The 20737-nt window shown below is 65.7% G+C and carries 15 protein-coding genes; 5 read left to right on the top strand and 10 right to left on the bottom strand.

The genetic code is table 11. From position 1 onward, the window contains the following. Positions 1-202: 202 nt before the first annotated feature. A complete protein-coding gene (locus ACIP1G_RS24790; protein ID WP_400741657.1) occupies positions 203-1819 on the bottom strand; it encodes a PvdJ/PvdD/PvdP-like protein in 1617 nt (538 codons plus the stop codon). Positions 1820-2389: 570 nt separating this feature from the next. Here ACIP1G_RS24790 and ACIP1G_RS24785 point away from each other — a divergent pair. Beyond that, on the top strand, positions 2390-3736 hold the full coding sequence (locus tag ACIP1G_RS24785; RefSeq protein WP_400741655.1) for a dipeptidase: 1347 nt from the start codon (positions 2390-2392) through the stop codon (positions 3734-3736). Between the two features lie 18 nt (positions 3737-3754). Further along, on the top strand, positions 3755-5047 hold the full coding sequence (locus tag ACIP1G_RS24780) for an aminotransferase class V-fold PLP-dependent enzyme (protein ID WP_400741653.1): 1293 nt from the start codon (positions 3755-3757) through the stop codon (positions 5045-5047). A gap of 122 nt (positions 5048-5169) precedes the next feature. Here ACIP1G_RS24780 and ACIP1G_RS24775 read toward each other — a convergent pair whose 3' ends face one another. Next, positions 5170-6138, bottom strand: a complete 969-nt coding sequence (locus tag ACIP1G_RS24775; protein WP_400741650.1) for an alpha/beta hydrolase — start codon at positions 6136-6138, stop codon at positions 5170-5172. Between the two features lie 142 nt (positions 6139-6280). On the opposite strand from ACIP1G_RS24775, the gene ACIP1G_RS24770 reads away from it, so the two are divergent. After that, positions 6281-7402, top strand: coding sequence for a cupin-like domain-containing protein (locus ACIP1G_RS24770; protein ID WP_400741647.1), 1122 nt, complete (start codon positions 6281-6283; stop codon positions 7400-7402). 124 nt (positions 7403-7526) lie between these two features. On the opposite strand, the gene ACIP1G_RS24765 is transcribed toward ACIP1G_RS24770, so the two are convergent. The 8 genes from ACIP1G_RS24765 to ACIP1G_RS24730 all read right to left on the bottom strand — a co-directional run bounded on the left by ACIP1G_RS24765 (position 7527) and on the right by ACIP1G_RS24730 (position 17781). Continuing rightward, the gene (locus ACIP1G_RS24765; protein WP_400741644.1) at positions 7527-8918 is read right to left on the bottom strand and encodes an aspartate aminotransferase family protein; all 1392 of its coding nucleotides are present in this window, start codon (positions 8916-8918) and stop codon (positions 7527-7529) included. 213 nt (positions 8919-9131) lie between these two features. Continuing rightward, positions 9132-10454: an ATP-binding protein gene (locus ACIP1G_RS24760; protein ID WP_400741641.1), complete on the bottom strand. Its 1323-nt coding sequence runs from the start codon at positions 10452-10454 to the stop codon at positions 9132-9134. After that, positions 10451-11134, bottom strand: coding sequence for a response regulator (locus tag ACIP1G_RS24755; protein ID WP_400741639.1), 684 nt, complete (start codon positions 11132-11134; stop codon positions 10451-10453). Before ACIP1G_RS24755 ends, ACIP1G_RS24760 begins: the two co-directional genes overlap by 4 nt. A gap of 537 nt (positions 11135-11671) precedes the next feature. Next, entirely contained in the window at positions 11672-12235 is a 564-nt protein-coding gene (locus ACIP1G_RS24750) for an NTP transferase domain-containing protein (RefSeq protein ID WP_400741637.1), read from the bottom strand. Continuing rightward, positions 12232-13203, bottom strand: a complete 972-nt coding sequence (locus tag ACIP1G_RS24745) for an XdhC family protein (RefSeq protein WP_400741635.1) — start codon at positions 13201-13203, stop codon at positions 12232-12234. The genes ACIP1G_RS24750 and ACIP1G_RS24745 overlap by 4 nt, the downstream gene beginning before the upstream one ends. Before the next feature lie 3 nt (positions 13204-13206). Further along, on the bottom strand, positions 13207-14418 hold the full coding sequence (locus tag ACIP1G_RS24740) for a c-type cytochrome (protein WP_400741633.1): 1212 nt from the start codon (positions 14416-14418) through the stop codon (positions 13207-13209). 2 nt (positions 14419-14420) lie between these two features. After that, complete coding sequence (locus ACIP1G_RS24735; protein WP_400741631.1) at positions 14421-14957, bottom strand: (2Fe-2S)-binding protein; 537 nt, start codon at positions 14955-14957, stop codon at positions 14421-14423. After that, complete coding sequence (locus tag ACIP1G_RS24730; protein WP_400741630.1) at positions 14950-17781, bottom strand: xanthine dehydrogenase family protein molybdopterin-binding subunit; 2832 nt, start codon at positions 17779-17781, stop codon at positions 14950-14952. Before ACIP1G_RS24730 ends, ACIP1G_RS24735 begins: the two co-directional genes overlap by 8 nt. Positions 17782-18184: 403 nt before the next feature. Between ACIP1G_RS24730 and dsbD the strand changes: the two genes are divergently transcribed. Then, positions 18185-19900: a protein-disulfide reductase DsbD gene (gene dsbD / locus ACIP1G_RS24725; RefSeq protein WP_400741627.1), complete on the top strand. Its 1716-nt coding sequence runs from the start codon at positions 18185-18187 to the stop codon at positions 19898-19900. Further along, positions 19900-20736 (top strand): prolipoprotein diacylglyceryl transferase family protein, encoded by an 837-nt coding sequence (locus ACIP1G_RS24720; protein ID WP_400741625.1) that lies wholly within the window; start codon positions 19900-19902, stop codon positions 20734-20736. The genes dsbD and ACIP1G_RS24720 overlap by 1 nt, the downstream gene beginning before the upstream one ends. Position 20737: the final 1 nt, after the last annotated feature.

Here is a 20737-nt window from a genome sequence, read left to right as displayed (position 1 = left end):
CACCCTGGATGTACGCCATGAAAAATGCCCCGCATCGTTGATGCGGGGCATTTTGCAGGAGCTGGCTCAAAATTTCAGGTTTTCACACAGCCTGTGTAGGAGCAGCCTTGTGCTGCGAAAGGGCCATTTGTGCCGAAGTTAACCTTTGGCCCTACCGCCCTCTTCGCAGCACAAGGCTGCTCCTACAGGTTAAGCGCCGGACTCAAGGCCTGTGCTGTACTTTGAGGTTGCGCGCATACCAAGGCCGCTGTGGCACCTTGGGCCGCAGCTTGTCAAACAGGCCTTCATCGCTGTAGATGATGCGCAACGCCAGCTTCATGGTCTCTGGGTCCATCTCCACGCTACGCCCAGGCCGCAGCCCGGGCACCGTCGAGCAACCATGGGTGTCCGGCCCCAGCCACGGGTCCGCCACCTCCACCCAACGCCCCGGCGCAAACCACGGCACGCCATTGACTTCCAGGCGCCGGACCTGGCCCGGGTGCAGCCGCTCATGGGCGCGAAACCAGTCCTCGATGCGGTCATCGATCCAGCCATGGAAATGCCAGAACACCGGGTTTACATGGGATGAAAACGGGTCTCCAAGGAAGTCGTTCTGCGCCGCGAACCAGCGTTCGGCAAAGTCATCCGGCGTGCGCGCAGTCGGCACCGGCATGCCATTGGACGGGTCACGCGGTACCGATGCCCAGCGCATGTGCAACCAGTCGTGCAGGCCCAGCTCCACCTCCGAGCCAAACTGGCCCAGGGTCAGGGTGCTGAGGTATTCCGGGTCGGTGTAGCGCGATTCCCAGACCTGGAAGTTGCCGTGGAAGGTATCCGACGTCTTGATGTCGCGCACCCACTGTGTGTACTCCGCGTCACCACTGGCCAGCCAGGTGGGCGGCAGGGCGTTGCCGTCATGGTTGTCGAAGTAGCGGGCAAAGCCTGCGCGGTCACGCTCAAGCTCCGGCTGCGGCAGCGGGAAGCGCGGCCAGGAAGGCAAGTCTTGCAGGGCACGGGCGCTGCCGAGCATGTGCCGGTGCATGAAGAAAAAATCCTCGCCCGAGCCATTGCGGTCCTTGTGCCGCCCGCGTGCATCACGCTCGCGGTCTCGCGGCCCCGGCTGCCAGCCCAGGCCACGCAGGGCGCCCTGCTTGTCCTTGTCCAGCTTGTGCCACTTGTCCCGCGAGGAGTGCCACAGCTGGTGAAACAGGCGATGCTCCGGGGCGATCAGCCAAGCCAGCAACTGCGGATTCAGCGGGGTGCGCTCGCGCGCCTCGGGGAAGGTGTGTTTCAGGGCCAGGAACTGGTTGTCCTGCAGCGGCAACGACAGTGCACGGTCCATACGCGCGATGCGCCCGTTGAGGGTCGCCGGGCCGGCGTTACCAAAGCGGCCCCAGACTTCGTCGAGCACGATATGGCACTCATAGCGCGCCTGGTCGGAGAATAACCGCCAGCGCAAAGTGCCCGGCTTGTCGGCCAACAGGTCGCCGACCACCCGGTAGCGAGGCTCCTCGTGCCCGCGCAGGCGCTCGGGAGTATCCAGGTAGCCACGCAGGGCTCGACCGCTGGCCGCCACATCCAGGAACAGCTCCAGCTCACCCGTGGGCAGGCCCTCCAGCCCCGCATCCTTGCCTTGCAGGGTCCAGCGCCAGATGCCGCGCAGGGTGTCGCCCAGCTGCTGCAGGCGGGTATCGGCCAATTCCACGACGGCTTCGCCAGGGGTTTCCGGAAATTCCTCGGCCTCACGCTGGCGCTGCACGTACAGAGCACCCAGCGCACCGGGCACCACCACACCCGTCAATGCCACACCGGCGATGAAACCGCGTCGGGAAATCGTCATTGCATACCTGTGCATTCATTGCGGCCATGGAGCACGGCCCGTCCAAGGCTAGAACGTTGCACGGCAAGGGAAATTTAACGGGGCATCAGTTGCATATGGGGGGGCTTGGCACAAGATTTTTATCGCCTGTGAAATCGAGCGCCGCCCGCGCGGCGCTTCGCGGGTAAACCCGCTCCTACATTTGTTTCGGGCCAGTCACTCCTGTGAGGTCACCGCTGTCCGCCTTGTGTGTTCCATTCAATATCGAAGGGAAGGCCGTTGATCTTCATCGTTCTCCAGCCATGCACCCAGGGGGCGCGCGCCTCCGGCACAGGCATAACTGGCCCGAAACAAATGTAGGAGCGGGTTTACCCGCGAAGCGCCGCGCGGGCGGCGCTCGATCTGTGCATCAACCAAAATCCCAAGCCATGCACCTGGAAGCCCTCACCCCATCCCCCCAACGGACAAATCACAGCCACTCTCCCCCACTTCCCCGCGAACAACCTAAATTCCCAAGGTGCGAGCTCGTTCACTGCAGGTAGCGGCGGCCTCTGTGCCCATCCCCTCGACGGTGAACCTACTGAGACCAAGATGACGACTCCACGCTGGAAGAAAGCCCTGTTTATCAGCCTGGCCGCGGCAGTAGCCGCAGGTGCCGGGTTTGCTGCCTGGCACTATTTCGCCACCCCTGCCGGCTACTCCCGCGAGGTGACCCGCCAGGCCAACGACCTGCAGGAGCGCATCATCTCGTTCGACAGCCATGTCACCCTGCCGCTGACCTTTGGCACCGAAGGCAGCGAGGCCGACAGGGACGGCAATGGCCGCTTCGACCTGGCCAAGGCCGCCAGCGGGCGCTTGTCGAGCGCCGCCCTGACCATCTTCGCCTGGCCCGAATCCTGGACCGGCAACGATGGCCCGCACCGCCCTACCCCAGGCTTCGTCGAGGCCGCCCGGCATACCCAGGAAGTGCGCTACAACGCCATCAGCGCCATGGTCCGCGACTTCCCGCAACAGGTCGGCATTGCCTACACCCCCCAAGACATGCGGCGCCTGCATGGCGAAGGCAAGTTCGCGGTGTTCCTCAGCATGCTCAACGCCTATGCGCTGGGTGACGACATCGACCAGCTCGACCGCTGGGCCGCGCGCGGCGTACGCATGTTCGGCTTCAGCTACGTGGGCAACAACAGTTGGGCCGACTCTTCGCGCCCGCTGCCGTTCTTCAATGACACTGTCGATGCGCTGGACGGCCTGTCGCCGGTCGGCAAGCGCGCCGTGCAACGGCTGAATGAGCTGGGCGTGATCATCGACGTGTCGCAGATGTCGAGCAAGGCGCTGGCCCAGGTGGTAGCCCTCAGCCGCGCACCGGTGGTGGCCTCGCACTCGGCGCCGCGGGCCATGGTCGACATCAACCGCAACCTCTCCGACAAGGAACTGCAACTGATCAAGGACAGCGGTGGGGTGATCCAGCTGGTGGCCTTTTCCACCTACCTCAAGCCGCTGAGCAGCAAGACCCAGGACAAGCTCAACGCCCTGCGCGCAGGCTACGACCTGCCACCGCTGGCCAACCTCAACTACGCGCTGATGCCCGGCGACCCGGTGATTGCCGGCTGGCCCGAGCAGAAGGTCGGCCAGTACGCCAACGCACTGTACGGCATTCTCGACGAAGAACCGCCAGCCACGCTCAAGGACTATGGCGACGCTATCGACTACACCGTGCGCAAGGTCGGCATCGACCATGTCGGCCTCAGCTCGGACTTCAACGAAGGCGGCGGCATCGACGGTTGGCAGAACGCCAGCGAAGCACGCAACGTCACCGCCGAACTGATCAGCCGCGGCTACTCCGAAGCGGATATCGCCAAGCTCTGGGGCGGCAACTTCCTGCGGGTGTGGGAGCAGGTACAGCGCGTCGCACAACCTGTCGCCACTTCGTCTCCCTGAGACCATTCGAGTACCTTGATGAACGATCGTCGCACCTTTCTCAAGCAGGCCGGCCTGCTGGCTGCCGCCCTGCCACTGACCGGCCCCGGCCCGTTGCTGCCTGCCGCCCACGCAGCAGCTGCAAAACCCGCTACCGCCAACGACTGGGCTGCCTTTCGCGGCCTGTTCGAGCTGGACCCGAGCTACGCGCACTTCGCCAACTTCCTGATCACCTCGCACCCACGGCCGGTGCGCGAAGCCATCGAAGCCCTGCGCGCCCGTTTCGACCACCACCCGGCACAGATGGTCGACTGGGACAGCCAGTCAGAGTGGAAGCACGAAGCCGCGGTGCGCGAATGGGCCGCCCGCTACCTTGCAGTGACTCCCCGGCAGATTGCCCTGACCGGCAGCACCACCGAAGGCCTGGGGCTGATCTATGGCGGCCTGAAGATTGCGCCGGGGCAGGAAATTCTCACCACCGTGCACGAGCATTCGGCCGCGCGCCATACCATGGGCTTTCGCACATCACGCGACGGCACAGCGGTGCGCCGCTTGCGCTTGTTCGAAGACCCCGCCAAGGTCAGTAGCGACCAGGTGCTGGCGACCATTTCAGGCGCCATCGGGCCGAAAACCCGGGTACTGGGCATGACCTGGGTGCATTCGGGCAGCGGCGTGAAGCTGCCTGTGGGCGAGATTGGCAAGCTGGTGCACGAGGTCAACCGTCAACGTGACGAGCAGGACCAGATCATCTACGTGATCGACGGCGTGCATGGCTTTGGCGTCGAGGACATGCGCTTTGCCGACCTCAACTGCGACTACTTCATCGCCGGCACGCACAAGTGGATGTTCGGGCCACGGGGCACCGGGATCATCTGCGCGGCGTCCACCGAGCTGAAACAGCTGACCCCGACCATAGCGAGTTTCTCGGAGAATGAAGACTTCGCCACGGTGATGACGCCAGGCGGCTACCACGCGTTCGAACACCGCTGGGCGTTGGGCAAGGCGTTCGAGCTGCACCTGCAGCTGGGCAAGGCGGCGGTGCAGGCGCGGATTCATGGGCTTAATGACCAGCTGAAGCAGCGCCTGGAGGCGCTACCAGGGGTTGAGCTGGTGACACCGCGCAGTGCCCGGTACTCGGCGGGGTTCAGCTTCTTCCGGGTCAAGGGGCAGGATGCCGATGAGGTGGCCAAGTATCTCAACAGCCAGCGCATTGTGGTGGATGCCGTGTCGCGGGATGCCGGGCCGGTGGTGCGGACGGCGCCTGGGTTGTTGAATACCGAGGCGGAGATAGAGCGGTTGGTGGATGTGTTGGGCAAGCGCGTCCGCGGGTAGGGCCCTGGGGGCCGCGTTGCGGCCCATCGCGACACAAGGCCGCTCCAACAAGGGATCGCGGTCTCCTGTAGGAGCGGCCTTGCGTCGCGATAGGGGCGCAAAGCGCCCCCGGCATTCTCAAGTCAGGACTGGCCGCCAATCACCTTCAGCCACTCCCCGACATCCCGATAGATCCCCTCTACCTGCCCAACGATCCCCGACATGCGCAAGAAGTCATGGGTCAGCCCGTCCACCCGCGCAAAGGTCACCGACGTCCCCCCCGCCAGCAACCAGTCCCGATAGGCAACGCCCTCATCATGCAGCGGGTCATACTCGGCCACCCACAGGTATGCCGGCGCCAACGGCTCACGCAGCGTTGACAGCAACGGCGACACCCGCCAGTCCAGCCGCTGTTCGGGCTGCGGCGCGTAATGCTGGTAGAACCACTCCAACGTTGGCGTCTCCAGCAGGTAACCCTCGGCATGCTCGCGGTGCGAACCACGCTGACAGGAAATATCGGTCACCGGGTAGAACAGCAACTGCGCCAGCGGCTTGATCGCCAGCGCTTCGGGCTGCTCGACCGCCGTAATGGCCAACACCGCCGCCAGGCTGGCCCCCACGCTGTCTCCGGCCAGCACCACTCGGCGGCTGTCCAGCCCCAGCGTCGCCGCCTGTTCGGCCAGCCAGTTTGCGGCGTCCAGCACATCGTGCAGGGCCACCGGGAACTGCTGCTCCGGTGCCAGCCGGTAGTCCGGCGCCAGCACCGCGAACTCGCCCAGGGCGGCCAGGCGGCGGCACACCGAGTCGTGCGAGTCGAGGCTGCCGACCACATAGCCACCACCGTGCAGGTAAAAGATCACCGGCTGCAAGGCGCCGGCTGTTCCGCCCTGCCGGTACAAGCGTGCAGCCAGGCTGGCGCCATCACGCGCGGTTATCTGCAACTCGCTGATCACCACACTGCCGGGCGGGCTTGGGTCCAGCACTTGCGAGCTGCCGGCGAATTCGGCCCGGGCCTGGGCCACGTCCATCGCGTGCATGGGCAGGCTCCTGCCCGTCAGCCGGCCAAATTCGACCAGTTCCAGAAATGCCGCCAGATCAGGGTGCAGTGCCATGTGGGTTCCTTGGGTGAACAATGTGACTCGAACATCCCTACGGGACGTAGCAGCACGCCGAAAAATTACCCGCCCAGGCGGCTAAATCGTTGGCGCAGGCACTCGTTATCCCTGCACAACGAAAGACCGCCAGAGGCACACCGTGGACCTTCAGAGCATCCTCAGCAAACTGTTCGCCAACGCCCATGCCGTCGGCATCGAAGGCGTATTCCAGTTCGACTTCGGCCAGGACCGGGCCTTCTGGTCGGAGGTTCGCGGTAGCAGCCGCACCGGCGCCGGCCAGCACAGCGCCCCGGACGTCACCATCGAGGTGGCCGAGCGCGACTTCCTTGGCATCATGGGCGGCACCGCCAACGTCGAGGAGCTGTTCGCCAGCGCACGACTGAAGATCACCGGCAACATGGGCTTGGCCACCCTGCTGCCGCAGATCATCAGCAATGCCCGCCGCGGGGCGACGGCGGCGAAGGTGTCGATGAACCAGCGCTACCCGACCCCGGCACGCCTCAGCGAACGCGTGTCAGCCGCACAACCGGTACAGCGCGAAGTGGCACGCATCGCCCGCGCCGATATGCCCTTGGGGCGCTTCCAGAACGACTACCTGGTACACGGCACGCCAGTAGTGATCAGCGATGCGCTGCAAGACTGGCCGCTGTTCACCATGGGCCGCCAGGCCTCGCTGGAACATTTCGCCGAACTGCAGGGCATCACCCGGCACGGTGACTACGTAAAGAAGACCTTCTCCACCGATCGCGACTTCCGCTCCACCTCCATGGCCGAGTTCATCGCCTCGCTGGACACCCCGGCCAAACCGGGAGAAACCCCAGCCTACATGGGCAACAACATCGTGCCGGAGAAACTGCTGACGCTGATCCGCCACCCGCAGTACTTCAGCCGCGACAAATTCATCGCGCCGCGCATCTGGATCGGCCCCAAGGGCACCCTTACCCCCCTGCACCGTGACGATGCCGACAACCTGTTCGCCCAGGTCTGGGGGCAGAAGTCGTTCATCCTCGCCGCGCCGCATCACCGCCCGGCCCTGGGCACCTGGTCGACCAGCCCCAAGGGCGGCCTCGACGGCTGCGACTTCAACCCTGACGCGCCGGATTACCAGCGCTTCCCGGCGGCGCGCGAAGTGCCGTTCTTGCGCGTGGTGCTGCAGGCCGGCGACCTGCTGTTCCTGCCTGAGGGCTGGTTCCACCAGGTGGAGTCGGTGAGCACATCGCTGTCGGTGAATTTCTGGGTGAATTCCGGGCGCGGTTGGTAGCCAGGATATTGGGGGCGCTTTGCGCCCCTATCGCGACACAAGGCCGCTCCTACAACAGATATGCGACCCCTTGTAGGAGCGGCCTTGTGTCGCGATAGGGCCGCAGAGCGGCCCCGGCTATCGATCAGACCGCCGCGATCAACGCCTCGGCAAAGCGCTGCGCCACCTCATCGATCTGCTCGCCACTGATGATCAACGGCGGCAGGAAGCGCACCACCGCACCATGCCGCCCACCCAGCTCAAGAATCAGCCCACGCTTGAGGCACTCACGCTGTACCTTGGCCGCCAGCTCACGGTTGGCTACCGGGTGGCCGAGGGCATCCAGCTTACCCTGCGGATCCACCAGTTCCACCCCAAGCATCAATCCACGCCCGCGCACATCCCCCAGCTGCGGATAATCCCGCTGCAACTGCAGCAAGTGCTGGCGCAGGCGCAGGCCCATGGCCTCAGCATGCTCGGCCAGGCGGTGCTCAACCAGATAATTGATCACCGCCGAACCCGCCGCCATGGCCATCTGGTTGCCACGGAAAGTGCCGGCATGCGCGCCCGGCTTCCAGGTATCCAGCCAGTCGCGGTATACCACCACCGCCAGCGGCAGGCTGCCGCCAATGGCCTTGGACAGGGTCACCACGTCCGGCACGATGCCGGCATGCTCGAAGGCGAACATGCGCCCGGTGCGGGCAAAGCCGCTCTGGATCTCATCGACGATCAACGCCACCCCGGCCTGCTCGGTAATCCGGCGCACGCCCTTGAGCCATTCGATGTCGGCCGGAATCACTCCGCCCTCGCCCTGCACCACCTCAAGGATCACCGCTGCCGGCAGCGGCACGCCGCTTTCAGGGTCGAGCAGCAGGTTTTCCAGGTAATGTAGGTTGGCCTTGACCCCCGCCTCGCCGCCCAGGCCGAACGGGCAACGGTAGTCGTAAGGGTACGGCATGAACTGCACGCCATTGCCCAGCAACGCCCCCAGCGGCTGTTTCGGCCCATGGCTGCCCATAAGGCTCAGCGCGCCCTGGCTCATGCCGTGGTAGGCACCGTGGAAGGCCAGTACGGTGCTGCGGCCGGTGGCCGTGCGTACCAACTTGAGCGCCGCCTCCACCGCATCGGTGCCGGTCGGGCCGCAGAACTGCACCTTGGCCTCGCGGCGCAGCGCCTCGGGCAGGATGCCGAACAGGTCCTGGACAAAGCGGTCCTTGACCGGCGTGGTCAGGTCCAGGGTGTGCAGTGGCAGCTCATCGGCCAGTACCCGCTGAATCGCCTCGACCACCACCGGGTGGTTATGGCCCAGCGCCAGGGTGCCGGCGCCGGCCAGGCAGTCGATGAACTGCCGGCCTTCGATATCTTCCACGTGGATACCGCGGGCGCGTTTGAGCGCCAGCGGGATGCGCCGCGGGTAGCTGCGGGCGTTGGACTCCTGTTGCTGCTGGCGTTGCAGCAAGGGCGAATCGGTGAACTCGTACAAGGGCTGCGGCGCGCTGGCCGGCGGGCGCTGGGCAAGGCTGGAAGCGGTGGACATGGGTGAATCCTCGCAAGCAAGCGGATGGGCGGTTATCGCTTGGAAAACGCTTGAGTGCGGGGAGGATTTAGCGGTTGTTGTGGGATTTTTGACAGCAGGATCGGCCTCTTCGCGGGTAAACCCGCTCCCACAGGGACCGCACCCCGCATGCAGCCTGTACAGAACCTGTGGGAGCGGGTTCACCCGCGAAGAGGCCGGCACAGGCGGTATAGATCAATGCCCCACGCGCGCCGGCACCTGCAGCAGAACCCGCAAGCCATCGCTACGGCTGTCGAACCGCAGGCTACCGGCACAGCGCTGCACAATGGCCTGCACGATCGCCAACCCCAACCCGCAACCACCACTCTGCCCATTACGCCAGAAACGCTCGGTCAAATGCTCCAGGTCCGCCTCGGCAATCCCCGGCCCATGGTCGCGCACCATGAAGCCCACCTGGCCGTCGGCCATCTGCACTTCCAGCTCCACCGCCTCTTCACCACCATGGCGCAAAGCGTTGTCCAGCAGGTTGCGCAGTGCCGCCACAGCCAGCGGTGCGGGCATGCCCAGGTAAATCTGCGTGGCCTCTTCAGGCAAGCGCAGCACAATGCGCCGGTTGTCGCCGCCACCGGCATCCTGCACCGCTTGCCGGGCGACCTGCTCTGCGCTGCATTGCACGCCATCCTCGAACGACAGGCTGCCTTCCACCCGCGCCAGCATCAGCAACTGCTCCAGCGTGCGGTGCATGCGGTCGGCGCCCTGCTCGGCATGCTCCAGCGCCTGTTCACGCACGGCACCCTCGGTCATGCGTGCCACCTGCAGGTGGGTCTTGATCGCAGTCAGCGGGCTGCGCAGTTCATGCGCGGCATCGTCGGTCAGGCGCCGCTCACGCTCGATGGTCTGGGCTATGCGCAAGAACAGCTGGTTCTGGGTTTCCAACAACGGCTGCAGCTCGCTGGGCATGCCCGCCACCTGCAGCGGCTCGACACTGTCCGCACGCCTTCGGCGCAACGCGTCGCGCATGCGGTTGAGCGGTTCCAGGCCCTTGCCCAGGCCAATCCACAACAAGCCGAGGCTGCCGAGCAAGGCCATCAATACCGGCGCCGAGGCCGCCAGCAGGATCGACTGGTTCAGCGCCTCGCGTTCCATGTGCCGGTCGGCGGTGGTGATGCGCACATCGCCATGGTTGTAGGTGAAGGTGCGCCACAACGCGCCGTCGATGGTCTGGTCACGAAAGCCGCTGCGCTCGTCGTCCATGGCGCCATCGTGCTTGTGGTTGCTGGCCAGGATTTCGCCACGCAGCGAGCTGACCTGGCAGGCCATGCCGTCCGGTACGCTGAACTGGTCGGCGGAAAAGTGCGCATCCTCGCCCTTGGCGGTCAACGGCTGCGGCAGCTGGTCGATCAGCCCGGCGACCATGCGCGCTGAGGCCACCAGGCGCTGGTCGAGGGAAAACATCATTTGTTGGCGCAGGTCGCGCAGCATCCACGCGGCGGCCAGCGCCCAGATGATCACGAAGGCACTGCCCAGGATCAGACTCAGGCGTACCCGCAGGCTCATGATGCGGCCTCTTCCGGTGCCTGCGCCGGGCCCAGGCGATAACCCAGGCCACGCACGGTCTCGACAATACCGTTGCCCAGTTTGCGCCGCAGGTGGTGGATATGCACGTTCAGGGCGTTGCTCTCGACTTCGTCGCTGAAGCCGTACACGCAGTCTTTCAATTGCTCGCTGGACAGCACCCGCCCGGGGTTCTGCAGTAGCGCTTGCAACAGTGCCTGCTCACGGCGCGACAGGTCGACTGGCTGGCCGGCCAGGGTCGCCTCGCAGCTGCTCGGGTCGTAGCGCAGCGGGCCGTGCTCGATCACGTTCACCGCCCGCCCGGCCATCCGCCGTAGCAGGGTGTGCAGGCGCGCGGCCAGTTCGCGCAGGTCGAAGGGTTTTAGCAGGTAGTCGTCGGCACCGGCCTGCAGGCCATCGACCCGGTCGGTGACGGCATCGCGGGCGGTGAGTACCAGCACGGGCAGGTTCTCGCCTTTCTCGCGCAGGCGGCGCAGCAGCTTTAGGCCGTCTTCGTCGGGCAGGCCGAGGTCGAGGATCATCACGTCGAACTGCGCGGCCTGCAGCATCGCCCGCGCGTCCGCGGCGTTGCCCACCCGGTCCACGGTCAGGCCCTGGGCGGTAAGGCCGGCGCAGATGCCGGCGGCGATCAGGTCGTCGTCCTCGCAGAGCAGAACGTGCATGGTGGGGCTCCCGGAATGGTGTGGCTGGCATTGCACCTTGGGCGGATTAAGGGGGGATTATGGACCTTTTGTGGGGGGGTGGGGATCAGTTTGGGGGGGATGTAGGGGCGGGGTGTTCACCGTGACGTTTTTGGCGCCTGTGGAAGGTGTTCGCCATGACATTTTCTACGCCTGTGAGATCGAGCGCCGCCCGCGCGGCGCTTCGCGGGTAAACCCGCTCCTACGTTTGTTTCGGGCCAATTATTCCTGTGGGATTCGCGCGCGAACCCCTTGGCGCATGCCTCGATATCGCGTCGTACAAACAAGGCGGTCGCGCGGGCCTGGCACAGGAGGGACTGGCCCGAAACAAACGTAGGAGCGGGTTTACCCGCGAAGCGCCGCGCGGGCGGCGCTCGAACTCATAGGCGCAGAAAATGTTGTGGCGAACACCTCCACAGGCGCCGTAAATGTCACGGCGAACACCTTCCACAGGCACCTTAACGTCACGGCGGACACCCTCCACAGGCGCAAAAAAATGTCACGGCGAACACCCTGGCCCTACACCAACCCCTGCGGCGTATCCACATCCAGCAACACCCCAGCATCCCCCACATCAACCACCAAACAACAATCCCGCTGCGCCCGCACCACCTCCCGCGCCCCTTCATCCCCGGCCAACTTCCCCAGCGCCGGCCAGAACTCCCGCCCGAAAATCACTGGATGCCCCTGCTGCCCCGCATGGCGCGGCAACACGATGCGCGATGCGCTGGAAGCCTCGGCCAACCGGCGCAGGGTTGCCAACTCGATCCACGGCATATCACCCAGCAAGATCGCCACTGCCTGCGCCTGGCTATCGCTTAACGACCTGGCCCCGGCAGCCAGGCTATGCCCCATCCCCAGCGCCGCATCCGGGCTGACGATGACCTGGCAATCAGCAGGCAAGCCAAAATCCTCGCCCCACTCGCCCGCACGCAAGACTACGCGCACATCATCGAACACCCCCCGCGCCCGCTCCACGCTGTGCGCCAGCAGGCTGCGGCCATCAACCAGGGTCACCCGGCGCTTGTCGGCCCCGAAGCGCGTACCGCTACCTGCTGCCAGCACCAGCGCGACCACGCTCACAGCGCCACCCGCTCAATACCGTTACGCACCCGCAGGATGTCGGCCAGCACCGCCAAGGCGATCTCCGCCGGGGTCTTGCTGCCCAGGTTGAGGCCGATCGGGGCATGGATGCGGCCCAGTTCGGTTTCACCCAGGCCACCGATGCGCTGCAGGCGTTCACGGCGCTTGTCGGACGTTACCCGGGAGCCCATCACGCCAATATAGAACGCCTCGGTGCGCACCGCCTCTAGCATTGCCAGGTCATCAATCTTCGGGTCGTGGGTCAGCGCGACCACGGCCGTGTCGGCATGGCAACCGCCATTGAGAATAAACTCCGATGGCAGCTCCCGGCGCACTTCGATGCCGTCCAGACGCACGCCATCGAGCACTTCATCACGCGGCTCGCAAAGAATGACTTCAAAGCCCATGCCCTTGCCGAACTCAGCGCAAAAATGCGCCACGCTGGAATACCCGGCCAGCAGCAGGCGCTGGGCGGCGCCGACGCGCAGGCGCACAAGGGCGCTTTCCCGCTCGACGCGCGGCCCGTGGCTGTGGTCATCGAAAAGTTGGCGGGTACCCTCAGGCAGGCTCACCTCACGCAATACCCGGCGCTGGCCCAGCAATGCGCTTTCCAGCTCACGCAGGTGCGCTTGCACCGCGCACTCGGCCGGCAGGTTCTCCACCAGCACTTCAAGCACACCGCCACACGGCAGGCGAACACTCGAACGCGGGTCGTTGCCATCGCCGTAACGCACGACGGCTACTGGCTCTGGGAATTCACCCAGGGCCACGCGTTCAAGGAAGTCGTCTTCAACGCAACCCCCGGACAGCGAACCCAACCACTGGCCGCTGGCGTTCACCGCCAGCAGCGAGCCCGGCGCACGCGGCGCCGAACCGTAGGTGGCGAGCACCGTGCACAACCATACCCGCTGGCCGTTGCACGACCACTGCAAGGCCTGGCGGACCACCTGTAGATCGAGATGCTGCACGCTTTACTCCGCCTTCAGCTCGGCGAGCTGCTGTACGCTCAGGTCCCCGGGCAATCCACCCCATGCCTGGCGCAGGTAGTTGACCATATCCGTTACTTGCTGGTCATCGAGCTTGTCGGCAAAGCCCGGCATTGGCTGCATGCGCTCGAAGCCGGTGAACTGCTGCTCACGGATGCCTTCGCGGATGACCTTGACCAGGTTACGTGAATCGCCCTGGCGCAGCACCGTGTTGCCACGCATGGCCACGGCGATGTGCGGTTTGCCCTCGCCGTCGACGCCGTGGCAGCCGGCGCAGACGTTCAGGTACTGCTGGTGGCCGCGCTTGGCGCTGTCGCTCATCTGCGCCAGGGCAACCGCCTGGATGGCCTTGGCCGGCGGTGGCTGGTCACCGAGCAGGTAAGTGGCCATGGCCGCCAGGTCGGCATCTTCCAGGTGCTGGGTGCTGTGGTGCACCACCGGGAACATCTCGTTGAACATGCTGCCCTGGGCACTGATGCCGTGCTTGAGGAAGGTGGTCAGGTCTGGCTGGGTCCAGCCGCGCTCGGCCAGGTCCTGGGCCAGCAGGCTCGGCGCCAGGTAGCCGCCCAACAGGCCGCCGCTCAGGCGTTGCTCCTGCTGCAGTGCGCCGATGGCGTTGCGTGGGGTGTGGCACTCACCGCAGTGGCCCATGACCTCAACCATGTACTGGCCGCGCTGCCAGGCCGGGCTTTTGCCCTCGGTCGGCTGCAATTGCACGCTCTTGCCATACAGCATGTTCCAGCCACTGAGCCCCAGGCGCACGTTGAACGGGAAGCTCAGTGCGGTCTGCGGTGCCGGGCGGTTGATCGGCGGTATGGTCATCAGGTAGGCGAGGATGGCGTCCGAATCTTCGCGCTTGATCAGGTGGTACGAGGTATATGGCATCGCCGGGTAGAGGTTGGCGCCATCCTTGCGCTTGCCCTCGGTGACCGCGGCGAAGAACTCGTCGGCGCTGTAGTCGCCGATGCCGTACCGTTTGTCCGGGGTGATGTTGCTGCCATAAATGGTACCGAACGGCGAATGAATCGGCAGGCCGCCGGCAAACGGCGCGCCGCCTTCGGCGGTGTGGCAGGCCATGCAGTCGGCCGCTCGGGCCAGGTATTCGCCGCGTTTGACCTGCGCCTCGTCGGCCGCCAGGGCCAACGAGCTGACGGCAAAGCCCAGGGCCAGCGCCAGTGCGCTACGTACGAAGCCCATGCTCAACCCTCCTTGACCAGGCCGAGGTCATTGAGCACCGTGCGGGTGGCGTCGTAGTAACGCACATAGCCGGTGCAGCGGCAGATGTGGTGGCCCAGGCTGGCCTCGATGCGGTCTTCCACCTCGCTCTTCTTCAGTGGCTGGCGCTGGGCGGTTTCCACCAGCACAGTGGCGGCGTTGACGAAGCCCGGTGCGCAGTAGCTGCACTGGAAGGCGAACAGGTCGACGAACTTCTGCTGGATCGGGTTCAGCGTGAGGTTGCCGGCCTCGTCCTGCTTGGCATGGCCTTCGATGGTGCGCACCTTCTTGCCTTCGAAGTAATGCGCGCCGGTGATGCAGGTGCGCACCTCCTCGCTGGTGCCGTCGGGGTTGTCGACGATCACCACGCAGGCGTGGCAGATACCCTGGCCGCAGCCCAGGCGCGAGCCGGTGAGGTTCTGGTGTTCGTGCAGGTAGTCGAGCATCGCCAGGTCGTCGGGGACCTCGACCGGGCCGACCGGTTGACCGTTGAGGGTCAGCTGCAGTGGACGGTTAGCCATTGAGGGCCTCCTTGATACGGGCTGGGGTGATGGGGAGATCGCGCACGCGCTTGCCAATGGCATGCGCGACGGCATTGCCGATGGCACCGACGACCGGGATCATCACCACTTCGGCGATGCCCTTGGACGGGTCGGTCGGTGACAGCGGCGGGAGGATTTCGCTGGTCTGCTTCCACACTGCCACGTCACGCGCATGCGGCAGGCGGTAGCGGTTGAAATTCCAGTCGCCCTCCCCGGGCCCGCCCTCGTACAACGGCATTTCTTCGGTCAGTGCGTGGCCGATGCCCATGGCGATACCGCCTTCGAGCTGGCCCTTGACCAGCTCCGGCACCAGCACCCGGCCACACTCGACCCAGCTGTGGTGGTTGAGCACCTGCACTTCATGCGTGCCCTTGTTGACCTTGACCTCGACAATGGTCGCCACCGGGCTGTAGTAGGTGACCATGGCGTTGTTCAGCTGGGTGTCGGGGTAGGCGGCGTTCTGCCGGTCGAGCAGGTGGTAGCCGTGGCTGCTCATCTGCGCTTTCTTGGCGTTTACTGCACCATCGCCGTATTTGACCGCCACGGCGTCGAGCGGGAAGCGCTCGCGCACGCCATCGATGACGAAATCAGCCTCGGCCCAGCTCCAGCGGTTGAAACCGTGCACGCTGACGCCGGTGACCAGGCCCATGTCATGGGCTTTCTGCGCCAGCTGGGCGAACGGGATCGGTGCCAGGCCGTTGCCGGTCAGCTCACCGTTGACCCACACCGCGTTCTCGCGGCGCACTACCAGCGGGTTGGCCTGGCCGCCGTGCGGGCCCTGGCTCCAGATGGCCATGGCCGCCGGCCACAGGCCGTGGTTGAACAGCACGCGTGCCGCTTCGCGGGTGGCATGGCTGAAGTAGAACGCCGAGTTGGTTGCCGACGACGGCGAGGCCAGCTTGCCGACCCAGCGCGGGTTACGCAGCGCGGCGTCCTGCTCGGGCTGGCTGATCAGGTACGGGTTGCCACTGGTGCTCAGCTGCAGCTCCGGCCATTCGGTGACCGCCGTCCGCACCTCGTCGGCCGAGCGGCCGAGGAAGTCGCTGACCACCAAGGCCTGCGAGGTGGACATGCCGGTGCCCAGTTCGGTGCCGATGTGGCGCAGGCTGATGCGCCCGTCGCGGCTGAACTCGATACTGGCCATGGGTGCTTCGGAACCGGTGCCGAAGTCCTTCTGGCAGATGGCAAAACCGACGCCGTACCAGTGGTCCGGGTCCTGCGCGTCCATCTGCTGCTTGCGTGTATCGCGGTTGCGCCACCAATCGTGCACGGCGGCCTTGTCGAGGATCTCGTACAGGCGCAGGGCACCGGCCGGGACCGCGCCCTGGGTGTTCTTCATGCCCGATTTCAGCGCGTTGGCGCGGCGCAGGTCGATGGCATCGACGCCCAGGCGGCCGGCGATCTCGTCGACCATCATCTCGGTGGCGGCCATGCTCTGCAAGGTGCCATAGCCGCGCATGGAGCCGGCCTCGACGCCCCGCGAGAAATAGGCGGTCACCGACAGGTCGTTCTGCGGCATGTAGTAGATCGACTGCGCGGCAGTGGCACCCACCGCCGCCACCGACGGGCTGTAGTTGATGCGCCCGCCGCCGTCGCAGCTCATGTCGGCGCGGAAGATCTTGAAGCTGTTGTCCTTCTTGTCCACCGCCAGCTGGTAGCGAATGTCGAAGGCGTGGCGCTTGATGCCGCTCTGGAACTGCTCGTAGCGGTCGTTGGCCAGGCGGATCGGCACACCGGCGCCATACAGTGCGGCCACGGCGGCGTAGAAGACAAAGATGTTGTTGTCTTTCGAGCCATAGCCCACGGTGTAGCCCGGGTGCATGTTCAGCGTGTTAAGGGCGAAGCGCGACGGCTTGATCATGTGCACGCATTCCTGCGCCACTTCGAACGGGCACTGGGTGGCGACCACGAAGTGCAGCGTGCCTGTGGCCGGGTCGTACCAGCCGTTGCCGTTGTCCGGCTCCAGCGCGGCAGGTTCGATGGACGGCGTCTTGTAGCGCTCGTCGAACACCAGCCAGCCTTCGGGCGGGTTATCCAGCTGCTCGCCCATGCGCTTGGCGTAGAACAGCCCCTGCTCGGTCAGGTCGCCGTGCTGGTTGGGCTCCTTCGACCACACCGGCTTGCGGTTGAGGATGGTCGGGAACAGCATGGAATTCTTCAGGCTGGAGAATTCATCGTCGTCGAACGGCGTGGCGCCGCCCACCCGCACGAAGCGGAAGCTGCCGTAGGGGTCGCGCTGGTACAGCGGCGCCTGGGCGCCATAGCGGATCGCCTGGTCGTTGAATTGCAGCTTGCGCTTGGCCTGGCGGAAGCGCTCGAAGTCGTGCCAGATCAGGATCGCCACCGGGTGGCCGATGAACATCGGTACCTTGCCGGGCGGCAGCAGTGGGTCGGGCGAGTGGGCTTCGGGCCAGGCAATACCGTCGTGTTCCAGATCGGCGGCGGTGACGATGCGGTCCGGTTGCAGCTCGGTACCGAGCAGGCTCAGGTCATGGCCGGCATAGATGCGGTCGGCCTTGGTCGCCTTGAGCAGCAGCGCGTGGCCCTGCCGAGCCGGCCAGCCGGGCATGTCCTTGGCGCGGATGTCACGGGCGAAGACCTTGTCGCCACAAACTTTGGACAGGGCGTCGTTGCGGAACCGCGCCTTGCCGTCATGGTTCATCCACTTTTGCGGCGAGGTGGTGACGCGTTCCTCCATCAGCGCGGCGAACGCCTGGCTGCCAAGTGGCGCCATGGTTACGCCGACACCAGCGATCAGGCCGCCTTGCAGGAAGGCGCGCCGGGAAATATCACGGTTGGACATGCTTGATCCTCTGGGCAGCAGGGGGTCTGCCCATTTTTTTGATTCTTGTGCGGGGGACTCGGAAGAGTGAGAACCTTGTCGCGCGAGTCGGAAAAATCTGACTCGTGCGTCAACTTTACAACAAGGATATGGGCATAAGCAAAGTCAAGCCGACAATATGTCACGGTGTGACTGGGGTGACGGGCGGGGTTTGCGTCGGGGCTGATAGGTGTTCGTCTTGGGGTTTTCAGCGCCTGGGAGATCGAGCGCCGCGCGGGCGGCGCTCGATCTCCCAGGCGCTGAAAATCCCCCGGCAAGCACCTGTAAGCCTTGATGCCCCCCCAACCCCAAAAACCCGCGTTAACCTTCATTTAATCAACCCCATCCAGCATGGCCCCATTCCTAGATCTGCCAAGGCGAAGACATGCGCGTCCTCCTGCTCTTCCTGACACTACTTCTGGCCGGCCCGCTGCAGGCCAACCCGTTCGACGTAAAACCCGACTTCCTGCCGGTAAACCAGGCCTTCGTGCTTACCCACGATCGCCAGGCCGACGGCCAGATGCGCCTGTACTTCCAGATCAAGCCTGGCTACTACCTGTATCAGAAGCGCCTGAAGTTCGACGGCCTGCCTGCCGAGCAGCACCCGCAACTACCGGCGGCCCTCAACCACCATGATGAGTTCTTCGGCGACAGTGCGGTGTACCGCGACCAACTTGAGCTGTTGCTCCCCGCCAATGCCCAGGGCCAGTTGCGCCTTGGCTGGCAGGGCTGTGCCGACGCCGGCCTGTGCTACCCGCCGCAAACCACGCTGATCGACCTGGGCGGCAGTGTGGCGCCAGCTGCCGAACAAGCCAGCGACCAAGCCCTGGCCAGCGGCTTGCAACAAGGCCACCTGGCCTGGAGCCTGCTGGCGTTCTTCGGCCTTGGCCTGTTGCTGGCCTTTACCCCCTGCTCACTGCCGATGCTGCCGATCCTCGCCGGCTTGGTCCTGGGCAATGGCGCCAGCGCCCGGCGCGGCTGGCTGCTGGCTGGGGTCTATGTGTTGAGCATGGCCCTGGTATACGCCGCCCTGGGCGTGGTTGCCGCGCTGTTGGGCGCCAGCCTGCAGGCCTGGCTGCAGCAACCGTGGCTGCTGGGCAGCCTGGCGGGGCTGTTCGTGCTGCTGGCCCTGCCGATGTTCGGCGCCTTCGAACTGCAACTGCCCGCCGCCCTGCGTGACCGCCTTGATCGCGCCGGGCAAGGCACCCGTGGCGGCAACCTGTATGGCGCGGCGGCGCTCGGCGCGTTGTCTGGCCTGCTGATGGGCCCGTGCATGACCGCACCTCTGGCCGGCGCGTTGCTGTACATCGCCCAGAGCGGCGATGTGGTGCAGGGTGCGCTTGTGCTGTTCAGCCTGGGCTTGGGCATGGGTGTGCCGCTGCTGTTGCTGGTCACCCTGGGCAACCGCTACCTGCCGCGCCCGGGCGCCTGGATGAACCGGGTCAAGGCCGTGTTCGGCTTCGTCTTCCTGGCCATGGCGCTGTACACCGTGCGCAGCCTGCTGCCCGCCACCCTGCTGCTGGCGCTGAGCGGCGCCTGGCTGATCGCCCTGGCCTGGGCCGCCTGGCCGGCCCTGCAGCGCCTGCCAGCGTTGCGCGCGGTGCCACTGCTGGGGGCCCTGTGGGGTGGGTTGTTGCTGGTAGGCGCGGCAGCGGGTGGCGACGACCCTTGGCAGCCGCTGCGCCCGTTCACCGCTGGCGGTACTGCGCCAGCCGCCGGCCAGCACGCCGAAGACAGCTTTGTCACCGTCAGCCGCCCCGAAGACCTGCAACGCGAGCTGGATGCAGCCAAGGCTCGTGGCCAGTGGGTGATGCTCGATTACTATGCTGACTGGTGCGTGTCGTGCAAGGTCATGGAAAAACAGGTATTCGCCCGCAGCGACGTGCAGGCCGGCCTGGCCGGCGTGCACCTGCTGCGCCTGGACGTGACTGCCGACACCCCGGCCAGCAAGGCCCTGCTGCAGCGCTACCAGGTGCCCGGCCCGCCGAGCATCATCTGGATTGGCCCGGAAGGCGAAGAACGCCGCGCGCGGCGCATCACCGGTGAAGTGGATGCGGCCGCGTTCCAGCAACACTGGGCCCAGACCAGGAGCCAAGGCTGATGCTGACCGTAACCCTGGGGCCACTGACCATGGCCCTCAACCACCTGTTGATGCTCACTGCCCTGGTGATCGCCAGCGTGGTCGGCTGGTGGGTCGCCCGGCGGGGCGGCGAGAGCCCGGAATCAGCACTGTTCAACCTGTTCCTGATCGGCCTGCTGTGCGCCCGCGCCGGCTTCGTGCTGGCCTACTGGCCGATGTACCGGGACGACCCGGTGCAGATCATCGACATTCGTGATGGTGGCTTCCTGTTCTGGTCGGGCCTGGCCGGCATCGTGCTCGGCGCCCTGTGGCAGGGCTGGCGCCACCCAGGCCTGCGCCGCCCGCTGGGCTGGGCGCTGTTCAGCGGCGCGCTGTTCTGGGGCCTGGCCAGCCTTGGCGGGCACCTGTACAGCAAGGGCACCGAGCTGCCCGAACTGAGCCTGCGCAATGCCGGCGGCCAATCCGTGGCGCTGCACAGTTACCGCGGCAAGCCGTTGGTGATCAACATCTGGGCCACCTGGTGCCCGCCCTGCCGGCGCGAGATGCCGGTGCTGCAACAGGCGCAAAGCGACTACCCGCATGTGACCTTCCTGTTCGTCAACCAGGGCGAGACCCCGGAGAACGTCAGCACCTTCCTCGCCACCACCGGCCTGAGCCTGACCCACGTGCTGTTCGATGGCACCGGCTCGCTCGCCCAGCGCGTCGGCTCCATGGCCCTGCCCACCACACTGTTCTACGACGCTGACGGGCGGCTGGTCGGCAGCCACCTGGGCGAGCTGTCCCGGGCCAGCCTGCGCCACGCCCTGGAACCTTTCGACCGGGCCAGCGCGCCCGCCCCTGCCGCACAAGGAAACTGAC

This window comes from Pseudomonas sp. NPDC089392, from assembly GCF_044749595.1.
Classification (GTDB): domain Bacteria; phylum Pseudomonadota; class Gammaproteobacteria; order Pseudomonadales; family Pseudomonadaceae; genus Aquipseudomonas.
This window is presented reverse-complemented; position numbering and strand designations above follow the sequence as displayed.